The sequence below is a fragment of the Bradyrhizobium sp. AZCC 1588 genome (assembly GCF_036924735.1).
In the GTDB taxonomy this organism is placed as follows: domain Bacteria; phylum Pseudomonadota; class Alphaproteobacteria; order Rhizobiales; family Xanthobacteraceae; genus Bradyrhizobium.
In genome coordinates this window covers 5,638,965-5,656,981 of sequence record NZ_JAZHSC010000001.1, presented here as the reverse complement: position 1 = coordinate 5,656,981, position 18,017 = coordinate 5,638,965, and the positions used below count along the sequence as shown (strand labels likewise).

General features: G+C 61.4%; 13 protein-coding genes. 2 read left to right on the top strand and 11 right to left on the bottom strand.

All coding sequences use genetic code 11. From position 1 onward, the window contains the following. Positions 1 to 21 precede the first annotated feature (21 nt). The 10 genes from V1277_RS26300 to aceE form a co-directional block, all read right to left on the bottom strand. Complete coding sequence (locus tag V1277_RS26300) at positions 22 to 2,298, bottom strand: NADP-dependent malic enzyme (protein ID WP_334418806.1); 2,277 nt, start codon at positions 2,296 to 2,298, stop codon at positions 22 to 24. Positions 2,299 to 2,371: 73 nt separating this feature from the next. After that, a complete protein-coding gene (phaP, locus tag V1277_RS26295; protein ID WP_334418805.1) occupies positions 2,372 to 2,797 on the bottom strand; it encodes a TIGR01841 family phasin in 426 nt (141 codons plus the stop codon). A gap of 21 nt (positions 2,798 to 2,818) precedes the next feature. Continuing rightward, entirely contained in the window at positions 2,819 to 3,175 is a 357-nt protein-coding gene (locus tag V1277_RS26290; protein WP_334418804.1) for an acyl-CoA thioesterase, read from the bottom strand. A gap of 54 nt (positions 3,176 to 3,229) precedes the next feature. Further along, positions 3,230 to 3,955 carry an acetoacetyl-CoA reductase gene (gene phbB, locus V1277_RS26285; RefSeq protein ID WP_334418803.1) on the bottom strand — a complete coding sequence of 242 codons (726 nt, stop codon included), beginning with the start codon at positions 3,953 to 3,955 and terminating at the stop codon, positions 3,230 to 3,232. Between the two features lie 125 nt (positions 3,956 to 4,080). Continuing rightward, the gene (locus V1277_RS26280) at positions 4,081 to 5,253 is read right to left on the bottom strand and encodes an acetyl-CoA C-acetyltransferase (RefSeq protein WP_334418802.1); all 1,173 of its coding nucleotides are present in this window, start codon (positions 5,251 to 5,253) and stop codon (positions 4,081 to 4,083) included. 44 nt (positions 5,254 to 5,297) lie between these two features. After that, positions 5,298 to 6,668 (bottom strand): dicarboxylate/amino acid:cation symporter, encoded by a 1,371-nt coding sequence (locus V1277_RS26275; protein ID WP_334418801.1) that lies wholly within the window; start codon positions 6,666 to 6,668, stop codon positions 5,298 to 5,300. A gap of 28 nt (positions 6,669 to 6,696) precedes the next feature. Further along, positions 6,697 to 7,719 carry a TAXI family TRAP transporter solute-binding subunit gene (locus tag V1277_RS26270; protein ID WP_334418800.1) on the bottom strand — a complete coding sequence of 341 codons (1,023 nt, stop codon included), beginning with the start codon at positions 7,717 to 7,719 and terminating at the stop codon, positions 6,697 to 6,699. After that, entirely contained in the window at positions 7,686 to 9,434 is a 1,749-nt protein-coding gene (gene lpdA, locus V1277_RS26265; RefSeq protein ID WP_334418799.1) for a dihydrolipoyl dehydrogenase, read from the bottom strand. Before lpdA ends, V1277_RS26270 begins: the two co-directional genes overlap by 34 nt. 19 nt (positions 9,435 to 9,453) lie before the next feature. Continuing rightward, positions 9,454 to 11,016 carry a dihydrolipoyllysine-residue acetyltransferase gene (locus V1277_RS26260; protein WP_334418798.1) on the bottom strand — a complete coding sequence of 521 codons (1,563 nt, stop codon included), beginning with the start codon at positions 11,014 to 11,016 and terminating at the stop codon, positions 9,454 to 9,456. 20 nt (positions 11,017 to 11,036) lie between these two features. Continuing rightward, positions 11,037 to 13,724 carry a pyruvate dehydrogenase (acetyl-transferring), homodimeric type gene (aceE, locus tag V1277_RS26255; protein ID WP_334418797.1) on the bottom strand — a complete coding sequence of 896 codons (2,688 nt, stop codon included), beginning with the start codon at positions 13,722 to 13,724 and terminating at the stop codon, positions 11,037 to 11,039. A gap of 543 nt (positions 13,725 to 14,267) precedes the next feature. Here aceE and lipA point away from each other — a divergent pair. Continuing rightward, the gene (gene lipA, locus V1277_RS26250) at positions 14,268 to 15,278 is read left to right on the top strand and encodes a lipoyl synthase (RefSeq protein ID WP_334418796.1); all 1,011 of its coding nucleotides are present in this window, start codon (positions 14,268 to 14,270) and stop codon (positions 15,276 to 15,278) included. Positions 15,279 to 15,975: 697 nt separating this feature from the next. On the opposite strand, the gene V1277_RS26245 is transcribed toward lipA, so the two are convergent. Beyond that, positions 15,976 to 16,704 carry an SAM hydrolase/SAM-dependent halogenase family protein gene (locus V1277_RS26245; RefSeq protein WP_334376184.1) on the bottom strand — a complete coding sequence of 243 codons (729 nt, stop codon included), beginning with the start codon at positions 16,702 to 16,704 and terminating at the stop codon, positions 15,976 to 15,978. Between the two features lie 152 nt (positions 16,705 to 16,856). Between V1277_RS26245 and V1277_RS26240 the strand changes: the two genes are divergently transcribed. Continuing rightward, on the top strand, positions 16,857 to 17,063 hold the full coding sequence (locus tag V1277_RS26240; protein ID WP_249727198.1) for a DUF2905 domain-containing protein: 207 nt from the start codon (positions 16,857 to 16,859) through the stop codon (positions 17,061 to 17,063). Positions 17,064 to 18,017 lie beyond the last annotated feature (954 nt).

Here is an 18,017-nt window from a genome sequence, read left to right as displayed (position 1 = left end):
CGTCCAAACGCGTCCTCCCAATCATGCTCTCTCGGAGACCGCATCTGCGACCGCGACGGCGGCCATGTTCACGATTCGCCGGACCGTGGACGATGGCGTGAGGATGTGAGCCGGCTTTGCCGCCCCCAGCAGGATGCCCCCGACCGTCAATCCCTGGCCCGCCGCCATCCTGAGCAGATTGTAGGAGATGTTGGCGGCGTCGAGATTCGGCATCACCAGCACGTTCGCCGGTCCCTCGAAGCCGGAATCGGGAAACTCGTGGTGAAGCACGGATGGCGACAGCGCGGCGTCGCCGCGCATCTCGCCTTCGACCGCCAGATCGGGAAACAGATGGCGAATGATCGCCCGCGCCTCCCGCATCTTGTTGGCTTCCGGAACCGCAGAGCTGCCGAAGCTCGAATGCGACAACAGGGCCACCCGCGGCGTGATGCCGAACCGCCTGACCTCCGCCGCCGCCAGCAAGGCAATGTCGGCGACCTGATCGGCGGTCGGACTAAGGTGACAATGAGTGTCGCAAATGAACAGCTGATGCTGCGGCAGAATCAGCATCTGCATCACGGCGAGCGTCCGCACATCGTCGCGGGTGCCGATCACGTTGCGGATGGCGGCCAGATGGTCGGCAGTCCTGCCGATGACCCCGCACAGCATCGCATCACCAATGCCTCTCGCGAGAAGAAGCGAGGCCAGTACGGTTGCATTGCTTCGGGTCTCCGAGAGAGCGAGGCCAGCCGATACGCCGTCGCGCTTTCTGCGCGAATGGTACACTTCAGCGCATTTGGAATAGATCTCCGCATCATGCGGATCGATGATGTCGCAGTCCATGCCCGGCCGTAGCCGGAGATCGAACGACTTGATCCGATCCTCGATCGTCGAGGGCCGGCCGACCAGCAATGGTCTTGCGATCCTCTCGTCAACGACCACCTGGGCAGCGCGCAGCACGCGCTCGTCTTCGCCCTCAGCCAGAAGCAGGGACTTGCCGCTTCCCTTCGCCACCGAGAAGACCGGCTGCATCGCGTTGCCGGATTGATAGACGAACCGGCTGAGCTGCTGGCGATAGGCTTCCATGTCCGCGATCGGACGCTTGGCGACACCGCTGTCGGCCGCGGCCTTGGCCACCGCCGGCGCGACGACCTCGATGAGCCGCGGGTCGAGCGGCTTTGGAATGAGATAGTCGCGGCCGAATCGAAGCTTCTCCCCCTTATACGCAGCGGCCACCACCTCGGGCACTTCCGTCATGGCCAGATCCGCCAGCGCACGGACGGTGGCAAGCTTCATTTCCTCGTTGATCGTCGTCGCTCCGCAGTCGAGCGCGCCTCTGAAGATGAACGGGAAGCACAGGACGTTATTGATCTGGTTGGGGTAGTCCGACCGCCCCGTGCCGATGATCGCATCCGGACGGACCGCCAATGCGTGTTCCGGCATGATTTCCGGGATCGGGTTGGCCATGGCGAAGATCAGGGGATCTCGCGCCATCTTCTTGACCATGTCTGATGTCAGAACATTGCCGGCCGACAAGCCGAGGAAGATATCCGCGTCCTGAATGATCTCGTCCAGCTTTCGCGCATCCGTTTTCACCGCATAGCGCGCCTTGTTGTCGTCCATACCCTCGGTGCGGCCCGCATAGACGACGCCTTTCGCGTCGGTCACGATGATACGGTCGTGCCGCAGGCCAAGGCTGACAATGAGATCAAGACAGGCCAGCGCCGCTGCGCCAGCGCCGGAGCAAACCAGCTTGACCTCGGCAATGTCCTTCTTGACCAGCTTCAGGCCGTTCAGGATTGCCGCGGCGGCGATAATCGCGGTGCCGTGCTGGTCGTCGTGAAACACCGGAATCTTCATTCGGGTGCGGAGCTTCTGCTCGATGTAGAAGCATTCCGGCGCCTTGATGTCCTCCAGGTTGATGCCGCCGAAGGTCGGCTCCATCCTGGCGATCGTCTCGATCAGGGCGTCAGGATCCTCTTCGGCAAGTTCGATGTCGAATACGTCGATTCCGGCGAACTTCTTGAACAGGCACGCCTTGCCTTCCATGACCGGCTTGCCGGCCAGCGCGCCGATATTGCCGAGACCAAGCACGGCGGTGCCGTTGGTGACGACAGCCACGAGATTGCTGCGTGCGGTCAGCACATCGGCCTGCAAGGGGTCCTTGGCGATGACCAAGCAAGGCTCCGCCACGCCCGGTGAATACGCGAGCGACAGATCGCGCTGTGTCGCCATGGCCGTGGTCGGCACCACGGAAATCTTTCCCGGCCTCGGCAGGCGGTGATATTCGAGTGCGGCTTCCCTCAGATCCTGGTTCATCGTATTCCCCGATTCTACCCTTGTTCGAGAGGCGGACGCTTCCGCCCCTCTTCCCGCTGCCGGTCAAGTGACCTCAGACGCTCCCATCCCGCGTACGCATGGTCGCCATTCCGTCTTCGAAACGCCGGCGCAATATCTCAATCATTTGCTTCTGCTGTTCGGTCGCTGTCTCGGCGAGCTGACGCATGTTGGCGAGAGCTTTCTCGAACCCCTGCCGGGCGATTTCAGTGCGCCGTCCCGCGACCGTTTCGTTGCTGGCCTCTGCGGCGATCGCCTTCATGGTTTCCTGGAACACCTCGGTCTGTCGCGCCATCAAGCTTCGCCAACTGTCATATGCCGAACGGTTGACCTCAATCAGCGCATCGATGTTCTTCTTCTCCGTATCGATCAGGGACGTCATGTCGACACCGCTGATCTGGCAGGATTCGATGAGCTTGGCGAAGTCGAACCCGGCGAAGCCCCAGTCAGTATCGTTTGCCTTCGATTTGCCGTCGGACATTTCCCTCTCCTTCATTGGTGGTTACTGCGATGCTTGTCCTTGTCGATCCGACCCGATCGGCGCCGGTCGCCCTTCGTTATCCAGCGCGACGAACGTGAAGATGCCTTCAGTCACCTTGACGCGATCACCCAGCCGGCTGCGCAGGGCCCAGGCTTCCAGCCGGATCGCCACCGAGGTGCGCCCGACACGCTCGGGCGCGGCGTAGACGCACAAGACATCCCCGACATGCACCGGTTTGATGAAATGCATAGCCTCAATCGCGACCGTTGCGACACGCCGCTGCGCACGTTGTCCGGCATGAATTCCTCCGGCGATGTCCATCTGCGAAAGGACCCAGCCACCGAAGATATCGCCGCTCGGATTCGCATCCGCAGGCATGGCGAGCGTTCGCGTCGTGAGATCCCCTCGTGGCTGTATCGACATGGCGGCGGCTCAAACCATGCTCTGGCCTCCGTTTGCGGATATCGTCGAACCCGTGATGAACCCGGCATCGTCGGATGCCAGGAACAGGACCGTACGCGCGATCTCGTGCGGTTCACCCAAACGGCCGACCGGGATCTGGGGAAGGATGTTCTTGGCCACCACGTCCGGGTTGATCGCCTTGACCATTTCGGTGGCGATATAACCGGGACAGATCGTGTTGACGGTAATGCCGGAGCGAGCTCCCTCTTGGGCAAGCGCCTTGACGAAGCCCATGTCGCCAGCCTTGGCGGCGGAGTAGTTAACCTGGCCCATCTGGCCCTTCTGGCCGTTGATCGATGAGATACAGATCACGCGGCCGAACTTGCGCTCGCGCATTCCTTCCCACACCGGCCGCGTCATGTTGAACAACGAGTTCAGGTTGGTGTTGATGACCGCGTACCATTGGTCCGGGGTCATCTTGTGGAACATGCCGTCCTTGGTGATGCCAGCGTTATTGACCAGCACGTCCACCGGGCCCAGATCGGCTTCGACCTGCTTCAGACCAGCGACACAGGCATCGTAACTAGACACGTCCCATTTGTAGGCATTGATGCCGGTCTCTCCCTTGAACTTCGCGGCCGCTTCATCATTGCCGGCATAGCTTGCGGCCACCTTGTACCCGGCCGCCTTGAGCGCGATCGAGATCGCCTCACCTATGCCTCGCGTTCCACCGGTCACCACCGCAACTCTGGACATCGTTCCCTCCTGATCCTGATCGGCTCATTCTGTATTTGCTGGCTCTCATGGAGCCGTTATCGTTCGCTGACGGCCTGGTTGCTGTCCGCGACTGGCTCCGGCAACGACCGGGCTCGTCCGCTGGCTTAGCGCTCAACCGTGAGGGCGACGCCCATGCCGCCGCCGATGCACAGCGTGGCAAGGCCTTTCTTCGCGCCTCGCTTCTGCATCTCGAACAGGAGCGTCGTCAGAACGCGCGCGCCGGATGCGCCGATCGGATGGCCGATGGCAATGGCGCCGCCGTTCACGTTGACGATCGAGGGATCCCAGCCCATATCCTTGTTGACGGCGATGGCTTGCGCCGCGAAGGCTTCGTTGGCCTCCACGAGATCGAGATCCCTGACCTTCCAGCCGGCCTTCTCGAGCGCCTTGCGCGAAGCAGGGATTGGCCCCGACCCCATCACCGCCGGGTCGACGCCCGCGGTCGCCCAGGAGACGATCTTTGCCAGCGGCATGAGACCACGCTTGCTCGCTTCGTCGGCGCTCATCAACACCATCGCGGCCGCGCCGTCGTTGAGCCCGGAGGCGTTACCGGCAGTTACCGTGCCCTCCTTGTTGAAGGCGGGCTTCAGCTTTGCCAGCGCATCCAGCGTCGTGCCGGGACGGATATACTCATCCTGGTCGACGACAACGTCGCCCTTTCTGGTTTTGACGGTGACGGGAACGATCTCGTCCTTGAACCTGCCGGCCTTCTGCGCATCTTCGGCCTTGTTCTGCGAGCTGGTGGCGAACGCGTCCTGCTCTTCCCGGGTGATCTGCCATTTGGCGGCGATGTTCTCCGCCGTGACCCCCATGTGATAGCCGTGGAACGCATCCATCAGGCCGTCCTTCAGCATGGAGTCGACGAACTTGACGTCGCCCATCTTGGTGCCGCCCCGCATGTGCGACAGATGCGGCGCCATCGACATCGATTCCATGCCGCCGGCGACGATGACCTTGGCATCGCCGTTGGCAATCTGCTGCAAGCCGAGCGCAACCGACCGCAGGCCCGAACCGCAAAGCTGGTTCATGCCCCACGCCGTCTTCTCCTGCGGAATGCCGGCCGCCATGGCGGCTTGCCGCGCCGGATTTTGTCCCTCGCCACCGGCAAGGACCTGGCCCAGGATGACCTCGTCGACCTCTTCGGGCGAGACCCTGGCACGGTCCAGCGCTCCCTTGATCGCCACCGCTCCAAGTTCATGGGCAGTTAGCGATCCGAACGCCCCATTGAAGGAGCCAACCGGCGTTCGCGCGGCAGACACAATTACCACTTCAGTCATGATCAACTCCTCGTTTAGCGTTCCCTGCACTTCGGTTTTCAACGTCAAGCAATGACTGGACGGGGCGCGCCTGCCTCGATCTCGTCATCCGCAATCTTCACTGACTCCGGATTATCAGCTTCGACATCGCTCTCCTGGTTCAGACGTCGATGGAGCATTTTTTCATCGAGTGCCCCTTCCCATTTGGCGACGACGACTGTCGCAACGCCATTTCCTATAAGGTTGGTGAGCGCGCGCGCCTCCGACATGAAGCGGTCAATGCCAAGGATCAAGGCGATGCTCGCGACCGGAATCGTCCCGACGGATGCAAGTGTTGCGGCCAGAACGATGAAGCCGGATCCCGTGACGCCGGCAGCGCCCTTGGATGTCAGAAGCAGAACGCCAATGATGCCGAGCTCTTGCCAGATCGTCAGGGGCGTGTTGGTCGCCTGCGCCAGGAAGATCGCGGCCATTGTCAGGTAAATACAGGTGCCATCGAGGTTGAACGAGTAGCCGGTAGGAATGACCAGACCGACGACCGACTTTTCGCAGCCAAGATTTTCAGTCTTGGCGATCATGCGCGGCAGCACGGATTCCGATGACGAAGTGCCGAGCACAATCAAAAGTTCTTCCTTGATGTAACGGATGAACTTGAAGATCGAAAAGCCGCTAAGGGCAGCAACGGCGCCGAGCACGACGAAGACGAACAACAAGCACGTGACGTAAAACGCCAGCATGAAGTTGGCCAGCGAAACCAGCGTCGCCACGCCATACTTGCCGATCGTGAACGCCATTGCGCCAAACGCTCCGATCGGGGCCACTTTCATGATGTAGCCCACGATCTTGAAGAACACGTGGCTCACGACATCAATCAGCCGCAGCACGCCCTCACCGTGCTGACCGAGAGCTTGCAAACCAAATGCAAACAGGATTGCAAAGAACAACACCTGCAAGATTTCACCTTGGGCAAAAGCGCCGACGACCGTCGACGGAATAATGTCCATCAGGAACTGGACCGCGCCCTGCTCCTTCGCTTTTGCGGTGAAGGCCGCGATCGATTTTGTGTCGACGGTCGACAGGTCGACGTTCATGCCGGCGCCGGGCTTCCACAGATTGATAACGATGAGTCCGATTATCAGCGCAGCTGTCGTCAGCACTTCGAAATAGATCAATGCCTTCAAACCAACACGTCCGACCTTCTTCATGTCGCGCATGCTGGCAATACCGTGCACAACCGTGAAGAAGATGATCGGGGCGATGATCATCTTGATGCATTTGATGAACGCGTCACCGAGCGGCTTCATCTGCTCGCCAAGATGAGGATAGAAATGGCCCAACAGTATGCCGGCCGTGATTGCAGCCAGAACCTGCACATAGAGGTGCTGATACCATTTTCCGGAATGGTGACCTTCTGTCGTTGCTGCCGCTGTTGCCATGCCTCATTCCTTCTCTGAAGATTGTTTCTCAGTCCGAATGCACAACCCCGGGCGTAAGCCTGCTGCGATACCAACTGACCGCGCCGCCGTGCAGCGGAATGAAATTGTTGCGCGTGATGTTGGAGGGGATCGTTTCCGCCGCCGCCGGATGAAATTCGATCATCTGGTCGTTATGGGCGAACACCGTGTTGACGATGGCTGTGACCAGATCGTCCGGCAGATCCTTGTGCGCTACGGCAAAATTGAACAGGCCGACCGTGTCGTAACGGCGCCGCAAGGTAGGATACGAACCCGCCGCGACAACGGATGCGGAGAGTTCGGGCATCGCCAGGCGCAGCGTTGCGATCTCCTGCCGCGTGAGAGGGAGGTAGCGCACCTTCGCCTTTCGCTCGATATCAATAAGGAATGGAGCCGGTACGCCGGCGCCAACCGCGAGCGCATCGATGCTTCGCGCCAACGATTTCTCGGCGAGCACCGCCCAATCGCCGGAAACCAAGGTGGCCTCTACCTTCAGCGCCTTGAGGAACTCGGGAAAGTAGGTGGCGGTGGTGCCGCCCTCGGGCCCGACACCGATACGTTTGCCGGCGAAATCGGCAAACGATTGAATCGGCGAGTCACTTAGCACCTGAAACTGAAAAGGCGTATCGTACATCGCGAACATGGCGCGCATGTTTCGGTATTGCCGCCCACCGGTCCAGGCAGCGTTGGCGTTCCAGGCTTGCAACGCCACGCCTTGTGTGACGAAGGCCAGTTGAATTTCACCCGTCTCAAGCAGCTTGATATTATCAACCGGGCCACCCGTTGGTCGCGCCACCACCACGATGCCGAGTTCTCGCGAGAGCAATCGAGCCAGCCCTTCGCCATAGGCGTAGTAAGTGCCGCCTTCCGACGCGGTGCCAAGAGTAAGCACCTGGGGCCAATGCGCCTCCGCCGCCGACGCCAGTTTGGGCGGAAGCAGAACAAATGCGAGAAGGACAAGAACTCGCCACGCTCTTGAAACCATGGCTGTCTCCGGCGTCACTTTTTCTTCTGCGGCGGAAGATCCGTGCAATCGCCCTCGAACACCTCGGCCGCCATGCCGATGGACTCGCCGAGTGTCGGATGCGGGTGAATGGTCTTGCCGATATCGGCCGGCTCGCAGCCCATCTCGATCGCAAGGCAGACCTCGCTGATGAGATCGCCGGCATGCGTCCCGACGATGCCGCCGCCGATGACGCGGTGCGTCGTCGTGTCGAACAGCAGCTTGGTAAAACCCTCGTCGCGACCGTTGGCGATGGCGCGGCCGGAGGCTGCCCATGGAAAGACCGCCTTGCCGACCTTTATGCCCTCGGCCTTGCACTGCTCCTCGGTCTTGCCGGCCCAGGCAACTTCAGGGTCGGTGTAGGCGACAGACGGAATCTGTCGCGCGTCGAAGTATGACTTTTGGCCGTGCGCGACCTCCGCAGCCACATGACCTTCGTGCACAGCCTTGTGCGCCAACATCGGCTGACCGACGATGTCTCCGATCGCGAAGATGTGCGCCACATTGGTGCGCATCTGCTTGTCGACGTCGATGAAACCTCGCTCGGTCACGGCAACGCCGGCCTTCTCAGCGCCGATCTTCCTGCCGTTCGGGCTTCGGCCGACCGCCACGAGAACGAGGTCATAGACCTGCGGCTCGGCGGGCGCCTGCTCGCACTCGAACCTCACCTCGATCCCGGTCTCGGTTGCTTTCGCGCCCGCCGTCCTGGTCTTCAGCATGACCTTCTCGAAGCGGCCCGCGTTCGCCTTCTCCCAGACCTTGACCAGATCGCGGTCGGCCCCCTGCATCAGGCCGTCGAGCATCTCGACCACATCTATCCGGGCACCAAGGGTCGAATAGACCGTCGCCATTTCGAGCCCGATGATGCCGCCACCGATCACCAGCATGCGCCTGGGGATCGACTTCAGCTCCAGCGCGCCGGTCGAATCGACGATGCGCGGATCGTCAGGCAGGAACGGCAGTTTCACGGCCTCGCTGCCGGCGGCGATGATGGCGTTGGCGAACTTGACCGTCTTCTTGCCTGCGGTCGAGACAATCTCGAGATGATGCGGGTCGAGGAAGGCACCGACGCCGGTCACGACTTCGACCTTGCGGGCCTTTGCCATGCCGGCAAGGCCACCCGTCAGCTTCTTGATGACGCCGTCTTTGAATCCGCGCAGCTTGCCAAGGTCGATCTGCGGCGCGCCAAAGGAGATGCCATGGTCAGGGAGATGACGGACCTCGTCGATCACAGACGCCGTATGCAGCAGCGCCTTGCTTGGGATGCAGCCGACATTGAGACACACGCCACCGAGCGTATCGTAGCGCTCGACCAGCACAGTCTTCATGCCGAGATCGGCGGCGCGGAAAGCGGCCGAGTAGCCGCCAGGACCGGCACCCAGCACCAGCATATCGCATTCGATATCCGCCTTGCCGGAATAGGATGCCGCGGAAGGCGCAATCTGCGGCGGAGCTGCGGCAGCCGGTTGCGATGCCGGCGCGGGCTTCGGCGCAGTCGCGGCCCCTGCTGCCTCGAGCACCAGAATGGCCGAACCCTCGCTCACCTTGTCGCCGGTCTTGACCTTCACTTCCTTGACGACGCCGGCGTGCGAAGATGGGATCTCCATCGACGCCTTGTCGGATTCGACCATGATGAGACTGGTCTCGACCGCGACGGTCTCGCCGGGCTTCACCATGACCTCGATCACGGCAACGTCCTTGAAGTCACCGATATCCGGGACCTTTACTTCGATCTGCTGAGCCATGCTGCTGCTTCCCCCGATCTCAGAACAGCACGCGCCGCAAATCGGCGAGCACGTTGGCGAAGTAGACGTTGAAGCGCGCCGCCGCCGCGCCATCGATGACGCGGTGATCCCATGACAGCGACAGTGGCAATGTCAGCCGCCAGTCGGCCGTCTTTCCATCCGACGAGTGCTGCTTCCAGTAACCCTTGCAGACGCCCATGATCGCAACTTCGGGCGCGTTGATGATCGGCGTGAAATAGATGCCGCCGATACCGCCGAGCGAGGAGATCGAGAACGTGCCGCCCTGCATCTGGTCGGGCTTGATCTTGCCTTCGCGCGCGAGCTTGGCGAGGGCGTTCATCTCCTTGGCGATTTCCGGCACCGATTTCTTGTCGGCATCGCGGATCACAGGCACCATCAGGCCGTTCGGCGTGTCCGCGGCAAAGCCGATGTGCCAGTAGTTCTTGTAGACGAGCGCGTCGCCGTCGAGGCTGGCATTGAATTCCGGGAATTTTTGCAGCGTCGCTACCGCAGCCTTCACCATGAACGGCAGGAGCGAGAGTTTTGCGCCGCTCTTCTCCAGCTCCTTGTTCATCTGGACCCGGAATTGTTCGAGATCGGTGATGTCGGCCTCGTCGTGCGTGGTGACGTGTGGGATGACGACCCAGTTGCGGTGCAAGTTGGCTGCGGAAATCTTCTTGATGCGGCCGAGCTCCTTGCGCTCGACCGGTCCGAATTTGGCGAAATCAATCTTCGGCCAGGGCAGAAGATCGATGCCGCCGACGTTCCCGCTTGCAGCTGCGGTTTGCGGCTTTGAAGGCGCCGCCCCGCCCTTGATGAAGGCCTCAACGTCTTCGCGCAGAATGCGGCCATGATTGCCAGTACCCTTGATCTTGCCGAGATCGGCACCCAGTTCGCGCGCCAGCTTGCGCACCGCCGGGCCGGCATAGGCGAGCGCAAAGCTCTTTTCGTCAAAGGTGCCGACCACCGCCGCTTCGGCAGCGGCGGCCGGCGAGACCGCAGGCGGTGACGCGGGAGAAACGTCGGCCTGCACAGGTGATGCTCCGGTTGCGAGCGACAGGATGATCGAGCCCTCACTGACCTCGTCGCCGGTCTTGACCTTGATCTCGCGGACTGTGCCCGCGAGAGGAGCCGGCACCTCCATCGTCGCCTTGTCCGACTCCAGTGCGATGAGCGGATCTTCGGCCTTCACGCTGTCGCCGGGCTTCACGAATATCTCGATGACGGGAACATCCTTGAAGTCGCCGATATCGGGAACTCGGACTTCCGCGACACCCGCCGGTGCGCTGACAGGCGACGGCGGAGCGCTGACGACCGGACGTGTGTCGGCCTGTTCCGCGCCCGCGCCCACGAACTGCACGATTACGGTACCTTCGCTGACCTTGTCGCCGACTTTCACGACGACCGACCTCACCACGCCTTCGCGAGGCGACGGCACCTCCATGGTCGCCTTGTCGGACTCCAGCGCGACCAGCGGATCTTCGGCCTTCACCTTGTCGCCGGGCTTGACGAAGACCTCGATCACGGGGACATCCTTGAAGTCACCAATGTCGGGCACCTTGATATCGATCAGACCACTCATCGCTCTGTCCTCGGCTCCGCTCACACGGTCCAGGGCGCAGCACGCCCGGAGTCGATCTTGTATTTGGCGATGGCTTCGGCCACGATCGCCGGCTTGATCGCTCCGTCGTCGGCGAGCGCTTTGAGCGCCGCGACGGCGACGTAATGCCGGTCGACCTCGAAGAATTTTCGGAGCTTCACGCGATAGTCGCTGCGGCCAAAACCGTCCGTGCCCAGCACGACGTAGCGACGGCCAGCCGCCTGCACATATTCCCGGATCTGGTCGGGATAGTTGCGCATGTAGTCGGTCGACGCCACGACCGGACCGGGATGTCCCTCGAGCTGCGTCTCCACCCAACTCTTGCGGCGCGGCTCGGTCGGATGCAGCAGATTCCAGCGCTCCGCCGCCATGCCGTCACGGCGCAGTTCGTTGAAGCTGGTCGCGCTCCAGACGTCGGCGGTGACGCCGAAGTCCGCCTTGAGCAGATCGGCGGCCGCGATCACCTCGCGCAGGATCGTGCCCGAGCCGACGAGCTGGACGCGCAGTCCTTTCTTCGGCGTCTCTCCGCCAATCTTCAGGAGATACAGCCCCTTGAGAATTCCCTCCTCCGCGCCCTTGCCTGCCTCGGCGAGCGAGGGATGCGGATAGTTCTCGTTCATCAGGGTGATGTAGTAGTAGACGTCCTCCTGCGCCTCGTACATGCGGCGCATACCTTCGCGCACGATCGTCACGACCTCATAGGCAAAAGTCGGATCATAGGAGATGCAGTTCGGGATGGTGCCGGCAAGCACGTGGCTGTGGCCGTCCTCATGCTGCAAGCCTTCGCCGTTGAGCGTGGTGCGGCCGGCGGTGCCGCCGAGCAGGAACCCGCGCGCCCGCATATCGCCCGCGAGCCAGGCGAGATCGCCGACGCGCTGCAGGCCGAACATCGAGTAGTAGATATAGAACGGGATCATCGGCACATTGTTCGTGCTGTAGGACGTCGCGGCGACGATCCAACTCGACATCGCGCCGCCTTCGTTGATGCCCTCCTGCAAAACCTGCCCGCTCTTGTCCTCGCGGTAATACATGAGCTGATCGGCGTCCTGCGGCCGGTAGAGCTGGCCGACCGACGAATAGATGCCGAGCTGGCGGAACATGCCCTCCATACCGAAGGTACGGGATTCGTCAGGCACGATCGGCACGATGTGCTTGCCGATCGCCTTGTCGCGCACGAGGGTGCCGAGCATCTGCACGAACGCCATCGTGGTCGAGATTTCGCGGTCGCCCGTAGAGTCGAGCAGCCGCTGGAACGTCGATAGCGGCGGAATTTGCAAGGAAGCAGACTTGCGCCGGCGCTGCGGCAGGCTGCCGCCGAGCCTTTCGCGCTGTGCGCGGAAATACTTCATCTCCGGGCTGTCTTCCGGCAGGCGGAGGAAAGGCACCTTCGCCAAATCCTCGTCGGCGACCGGCACCTGAAAACGGTCGCGGAAGCCGCGCAGCGCGTCCTGCGTCATCTTCTTCGCCTGATGCGCGATCATCTGGCCTTCGCCGGACTCGCCCATGCCGTAACCCTTGACGGTCTTCGGCAGGATGACCGTCGGCTGGCCCTTGTGCTTCACCGCCGCTGCGTAGGCCGCAAAGACCTTTTCCGGATCGTGGCCGCCTCGGGCAAGCTTCCAGATATCGTCGTCGCTCATGTCGGCGACGAGCTGTTTCAGTTCATCGTACTTGCCGAAGAAGTGTTCGCGGATATAGGCGCCGCTCTTGCTCTTGAAATCCTGGTACTCGCCATCGACGCACTCTTCCATGCGCTTCAGCAGCAATCCGCTCTTGTCCTTTTCGAGCAGCCGATCCCAGCCCGAGCCCCACAGCACCTTGATGACGTTCCACCCGGCACCCCGGAAAACGCTTTCGAGCTCCTGGACGATCTTGCCGTTGCCGCGGACGGGCCCGTCGAGCCGCTGGAGGTTGCAGTTGATGACGAAGATCAGATTGTCGAGATTTTCGCGTCCAGCGAGCGCAATCGCGCCGAGCGATTCCGGCTCGTCCGTCTCGCCGTCGCCCATGAAGGCCCAGACTTTGCGGTTCGATGTCTCGGCCAGCTTGTGGTTCTGAAGGTACTTCAGGAACCGCGCCTGATAGATCGCCAGCAGCGGTCCCAGCCCCATCGACACCGTCGGGAACTGCCAGAAGTCCGGCATGAGCCATGGGTGCGGATAGCTCGACAAGCCCTTGCCGCCGGTCTCCTGCCTGAAGCCGAGGAGCTGCTCCTCGCTCAACCGTCCCTCGAGGAAGGCGCGCGCGTAGATTCCGGGCGAGCAATGACCCTGAACAAAAATCAGATCGCCGCCATGCGCGTCCGTCGGCGCGTGCCAGAAATGGCCGAATCCGATGTCGTAGAGTGTGGCCGCTGATTGAAAGCTCGCGATATGACCGCCAAGCTCTGAGCTTTCCTTGTTGGCGCGCAGAACGATGGCGAGAGCATTCCACCGGATGATCGAGCGAAGCTTGTGCTCGATCGCGCGATCACCCGGCAGCGCCGGCTGCTGATGCGGCGGGATCGTGTTGCAGTAGGGCGTTGTCAGCGACTGCTCTACCTGAAGCCCGCCACGGCGTGCGGCGTCGAGCATCGTATTGACGACGAACTCGGCTCGTTCATTGCCGCGATGTCCTCGGACTGCCGACAAGGCATCCAGCCACTCCCCGGTTTCCTGCGGATCCAGATCTTTCGCGTCCGCGACCTTCATTGCTCTCTCCCTTGCATGCCGAGCCGACGTCAAGCGTCAACGCTCATTGCGTTCCGCGCACATGCGAAAGCGCAACGCCACACAGGCGATATCGCCTGGCGCTCTAGGTGATGAGTTGGATACTGGCTGGCATCTGAACGTCCCCTCGCGTTGTTTATTCTCGAGCTATTGCTTCTTCTTTTGCAGATACCCAAGCAGCATTCGTGCCAGACGATGAAAAGCGCGGCCATTCGCGCGCATGCCATTCATTTTGCTTGAGATTGCGATGCAAGCCGTCGCATCCTCGGATGCGATCAGCCCGGATCTGTCCGAAGCTCCGGAAAACCGGGCGGGAGGATCACCCGAAATGTCGGACCGGCGCGGCGACGGGTTCCAAAATGCAAGGCTCGAAGTCGGAAACCGGCCTGCGCGCTCGAAGCCGGAGGGCCCGCGCAACGCAGCTCCGGTCACGACACGGCCGCTCGTGGAAGACAAAGAATCGAATTGACGAAGTTCGCTTAGATAGCTGAATGTCCGCGACCGCGCATTCACGGGGCTGACCAAATGACAGTCTTACTCGATCTCCTCAAGAACGATCCGCGAGAGAGGATGCAGAGGCAACGCCACCCTGAAAAGGCTAACCGACCCGACACGCCCATACAGAGCAAGCCTGCGTGGATCCGCGTGAAGGCTCCCGGCTCCGCCGAATGGGCCGAGACGAAGCGCATCGTGCGCGAGAACAAACTCGTGACCGTCTGCGAGGAAGCCAGTTGTCCCAACATTGGCGAGTGCTGGGCGAAGAAGCACGCGACCTTCATGATCATGGGCGATACGTGCACGCGCGCGTGCGCGTTCTGCAACGTGCGCACCGGCCTGCCCGGTCCGCTCGACGCCGATGAGCCGGATAAGGTCGCCGAAGCGGTGGCCAAGCTGGGACTGGAACATGTCGTCGTCACCTCGGTCGATCGCGACGACCTTGCCGACGGAGGTGCCGCGCATTTCGCTGCGACGATTGCGGCCATCCGCGTAGCAAGCCCGGGTACGACGGTCGAAATCCTGACTCCGGATTTTCTCCGCAAGAAGGGCGCGCTCGAAACCGTCGTTGCGGCGAAACCCGACGTGTTCAACCACAATCTGGAGACGGTGCCGTCGAAATATCTGACGGTGCGGCCGGGCGCGCGCTATTTCCACTCGGTCCGGCTGCTGCAGCGAGTGAAGGAACTCGACCCACAGATCTTCACCAAGTCCGGGATCATGGTCGGGCTCGGCGAAGAGCGGAACGAGGTGCTGCAATTGATGGACGATCTGCGTTCTGCCGACGTCGATTTCCTGACCATCGGCCAGTATCTCCAGCCCACGCGCAAGCACCACGCCGTTGTACGTTTCGTGCCGCCCGACGAATTCGAAGCCTACGAGAAGGTCGCCTACGCCAAGCGCTTTCTGCTCGTATCGGCCACACCGCTGACACGCTCCTCGCACCACGCGGGCGATGACTTCCGCAGGCTGCGCGAACGCCGGCGGCAACAAGCAGCCACTGCGATCGAACCCGCTGCTCTGCCCGAGGATCGGAACTGATCCGAAGCCGAAATTATCCTTCCGCTCGCCACAGTTTGTTGCAGCGACCGCGATTAAAGGAAATCGCCATTTGGCGGAGAAAATCGCAGAACTGGTAGCGGCGGAGCGCGCTACCAACAACATCTTCTCCAACCTTTGTCGTGAAGTTCACGGCAAGATCGACCGCTCAGATTCGCGGACGCGACTACAAGTCTCTGTGGCCGCCGTACGCCGCCTAACGCAGAATTTTGTTCGCTAAAGGGAAATCGTCAGTCGGACGGTACAGCATTTGGTACAGCATGACTCGCAACGCGCGTGCTTAAGTGCTGATCGTGCTTCGCTTTTTGAGATGTCCCGGTCCAATCCATCATCGGCGCGACGGAAAATTTCCATTCCATCTCAATTGCTTACCCGCAACGCCGGCTCAATGCAACATGATGCTTTTCATAACCTTGCCCGTCTGATCCAACTAAAATATCGAAAACAACCCCATGCAAAGTAGCACCCCAGTGCTTGCTTCAAAGCTCAGACTTCGCGATTTCACTGCACCCGGTATTTGCTCATGTAGTGTTTGCGCAGGATCTTGCGGGTCTGCTCAGCAAGGCGCCTGTTAGCGTCAGCTTGCGGCTTGTCGCGGCGCTCCGGCGGCTTCGGCCGATGCGGATGTGGGCGCTGCTTGGTGGAATGTTGCCTTCGGGTCAAAACGGCACGCCTTTGTTCATGCGACGATCTCGACCGGACTGCCGATGGCAAGACCGAGATCGCGGTCCGCCCGCCCCTGATTGACGGCAATTTCGGCAAGCCCGTTGGAGTTCTCATACCAGAAAGCCGCGCCTGGCGGCAGATCACTGAAGGTCCTCGCGCGGTCCAGAACCCGCCCCGCCGCGGTGAGCCTTGCGCCGGGCGGCAGCGTAGCCGCCCTCAGTCCGGTCATCGCATTGCCGTAGTGATCGACGTAAACGATCTCGCAGAGGTCATCCGGCCAGTCTGCCCGGCGATCTGCGCCGTCGTGACGTGGCTGGCCGGGGGGCGGATCACCGCGCGCCAGCATGGCTGCCACCGGAGCGAAGAGGTCGCGCCCGTGAAAGCTGGCCGAGAGATGCTTCGGCTTCCAGTCGATGTCCCAGCTGCGCGTCTCTTGGGCTCTGCGCTGGATCAGCTCAAGCAAGCCGTTGCCGGGACCGATATACCAGCGGCCATCGGCTTCGACAAAAATGGATGGCCGCGTCCCGCCGACGCCGGGATCGACAACGCAAAGAAAGACGGTTCGTACCGGAAACCATGCAGCATAGGCGGCCAACAGATACGCCGATGCCTTGGGATTGCTGACTGGCGCATCGGCGAAGAGGTCGACAACGGGAATGCGCGGCGCCATCTGGTGCAGCACCGCCTTCATCTGACCCGTATACGGGCCGTGCAACCCAAAATCCGTGAACAGGGCAATCATGGTGTCAGCCTGCCCAACTGTGTGTCCGCTTCGCTCGAAAACGCTATACTGACCCATCCGAGCCGTGCGACGGACCGCGGTCACAGCAGCACGCCAAATCCTGCTTGCTCTCCCTCAATCGGCTCGCCCACTGTGATCGTAGGCTCGGCGCAATGTCGATCTCGCGTCTGCTCATCATCTTCGGCTTGTCGCTCGTTGCGCTTGGGCTGCTATGGCCCGTGATCAACAAGATTGGCTTAGGCCGGTTGCCCGGCGACATCGTCATCGAGCGCGACAACTTCCGCGTTTATATCCCGCTCGCAACATCGCTGCTGGTCAGCGTGATCCTTTCCCTGATCCTTTGGCTCGCTAACCGTTAGCCGTCGGCGCCTCTTGCTCAGGGTGGACGACGCTCGGGAGCGTTCGCGGCCGGCCTGCCGGCAGCATCATCGTCTGCGCCGTGAGCAGCCACGGCATCCACATAAATCGCGTGGCCTGCGCCCAAAACGTGAAAGGGTTGGCCGCCTCGAACGAGGACCCGAGCGCTTCGAACGATGGCGTTGCCCGGAGGTTGATTGATATCTGCTCCCAATCACCAGTCGGCGATTGCCGGTGAATGATGTCGATGTCGAGGCCGGCCAAACGAGCGCTTGCTCTCGTGGCATCGATATCGCTGCCTCGACTGTACGTTCGCTCAGGCATCGGCCTTTACCATCTTCGTGCACCGATTCCGTCCGCTTGGCACTTGCCGCCGCGCCGGCTTATTGATTATCGCTCATTATTTTCGGCAATGAAAGCTCGGAAAGTTGCTGCCACGAACCATGGCTGCACCTTGCGGAACGATGGAACCCCGCCTCCTTGAGGCGCGCGAGGAGCTACATCTGCTGAATTGGCCAAGCTTTCGGAACTCATGGCCTGCTCGCGTGCAGACCTCGCTGCTATCCATGATCGCGACGAGCAGCATCTACCGAATATTTGCCGGCACCATAATAAGCGACCAGGGCAAGTCCGCCAATCAACCCGAATGTTCAACAATACTGCTGCGCCGGCCTGAACTTCGGATATTTCTACGCAAACTCCCCTATCATCGCTTATGATGGCGCCACGGCACCGGAATACACGATGGGAAGCTTCATCCCCTCGACAGTGCCCGGGGCGCGACTGCTGCATGTCTGGCTGCCCGAGGGCCAGTCTGTCTATGACAGGCTGGGTCCTTACTACACGCTGGTCCGATCGGATCCTAACGTGGACGTGGCCTCCCTGTTGATGGGCGCGAAGGCACACAACGTGCCGCTTGAGCTTCTTGACGTTGGAGGAGAACCGTCTGAGCTGGA

What these genes read in the sequence shown, in the direction of transcription:
- lipA (WP_334418796.1), top strand. Translation starts at nt 14,268, where the DNA reads ATGACAGTCTTACTCGATCTCCTCAAGAACGATCCGCGAGAGAGGATG.
- V1277_RS26280 (WP_334418802.1), bottom strand. Translation starts at nt 5,253, where the DNA reads ATGACTGAAGTGGTAATTGTGTCTGCCGCGCGAACGCCGGTTGGCTCC.
- V1277_RS26245 (WP_334376184.1), bottom strand. Translation starts at nt 16,704, where the DNA reads ATGATTGCCCTGTTCACGGATTTTGGGTTGCACGGCCCGTATACGGGT.
- lpdA (WP_334418799.1), bottom strand. Translation starts at nt 9,434, where the DNA reads ATGGCTCAGCAGATCGAAGTAAAGGTCCCGGATATCGGTGACTTCAAG.
- V1277_RS26290 (WP_334418804.1), bottom strand. Translation starts at nt 3,175, where the DNA reads ATGCCTGCGGATGCGAATCCGAGCGGCGATATCTTCGGTGGCTGGGTC.
- V1277_RS26260 (WP_334418798.1), bottom strand. Translation starts at nt 11,016, where the DNA reads ATGAGTGGTCTGATCGATATCAAGGTGCCCGACATTGGTGACTTCAAG.
- phbB (WP_334418803.1), bottom strand. Translation starts at nt 3,955, where the DNA reads ATGTCCAGAGTTGCGGTGGTGACCGGTGGAACGCGAGGCATAGGTGAG.
- V1277_RS26300 (WP_334418806.1), bottom strand. Translation starts at nt 2,298, where the DNA reads ATGAACCAGGATCTGAGGGAAGCCGCACTCGAATATCACCGCCTGCCG.
- phaP (WP_334418805.1), bottom strand. Translation starts at nt 2,797, where the DNA reads ATGTCCGACGGCAAATCGAAGGCAAACGATACTGACTGGGGCTTCGCC.
- V1277_RS26240 (WP_249727198.1), top strand. Translation starts at nt 16,857, where the DNA reads ATGTCGATCTCGCGTCTGCTCATCATCTTCGGCTTGTCGCTCGTTGCG.
- V1277_RS26275 (WP_334418801.1), bottom strand. Translation starts at nt 6,668, where the DNA reads ATGGCAACAGCGGCAGCAACGACAGAAGGTCACCATTCCGGAAAATGG.
- aceE (WP_334418797.1), bottom strand. Translation starts at nt 13,724, where the DNA reads ATGAAGGTCGCGGACGCGAAAGATCTGGATCCGCAGGAAACCGGGGAG.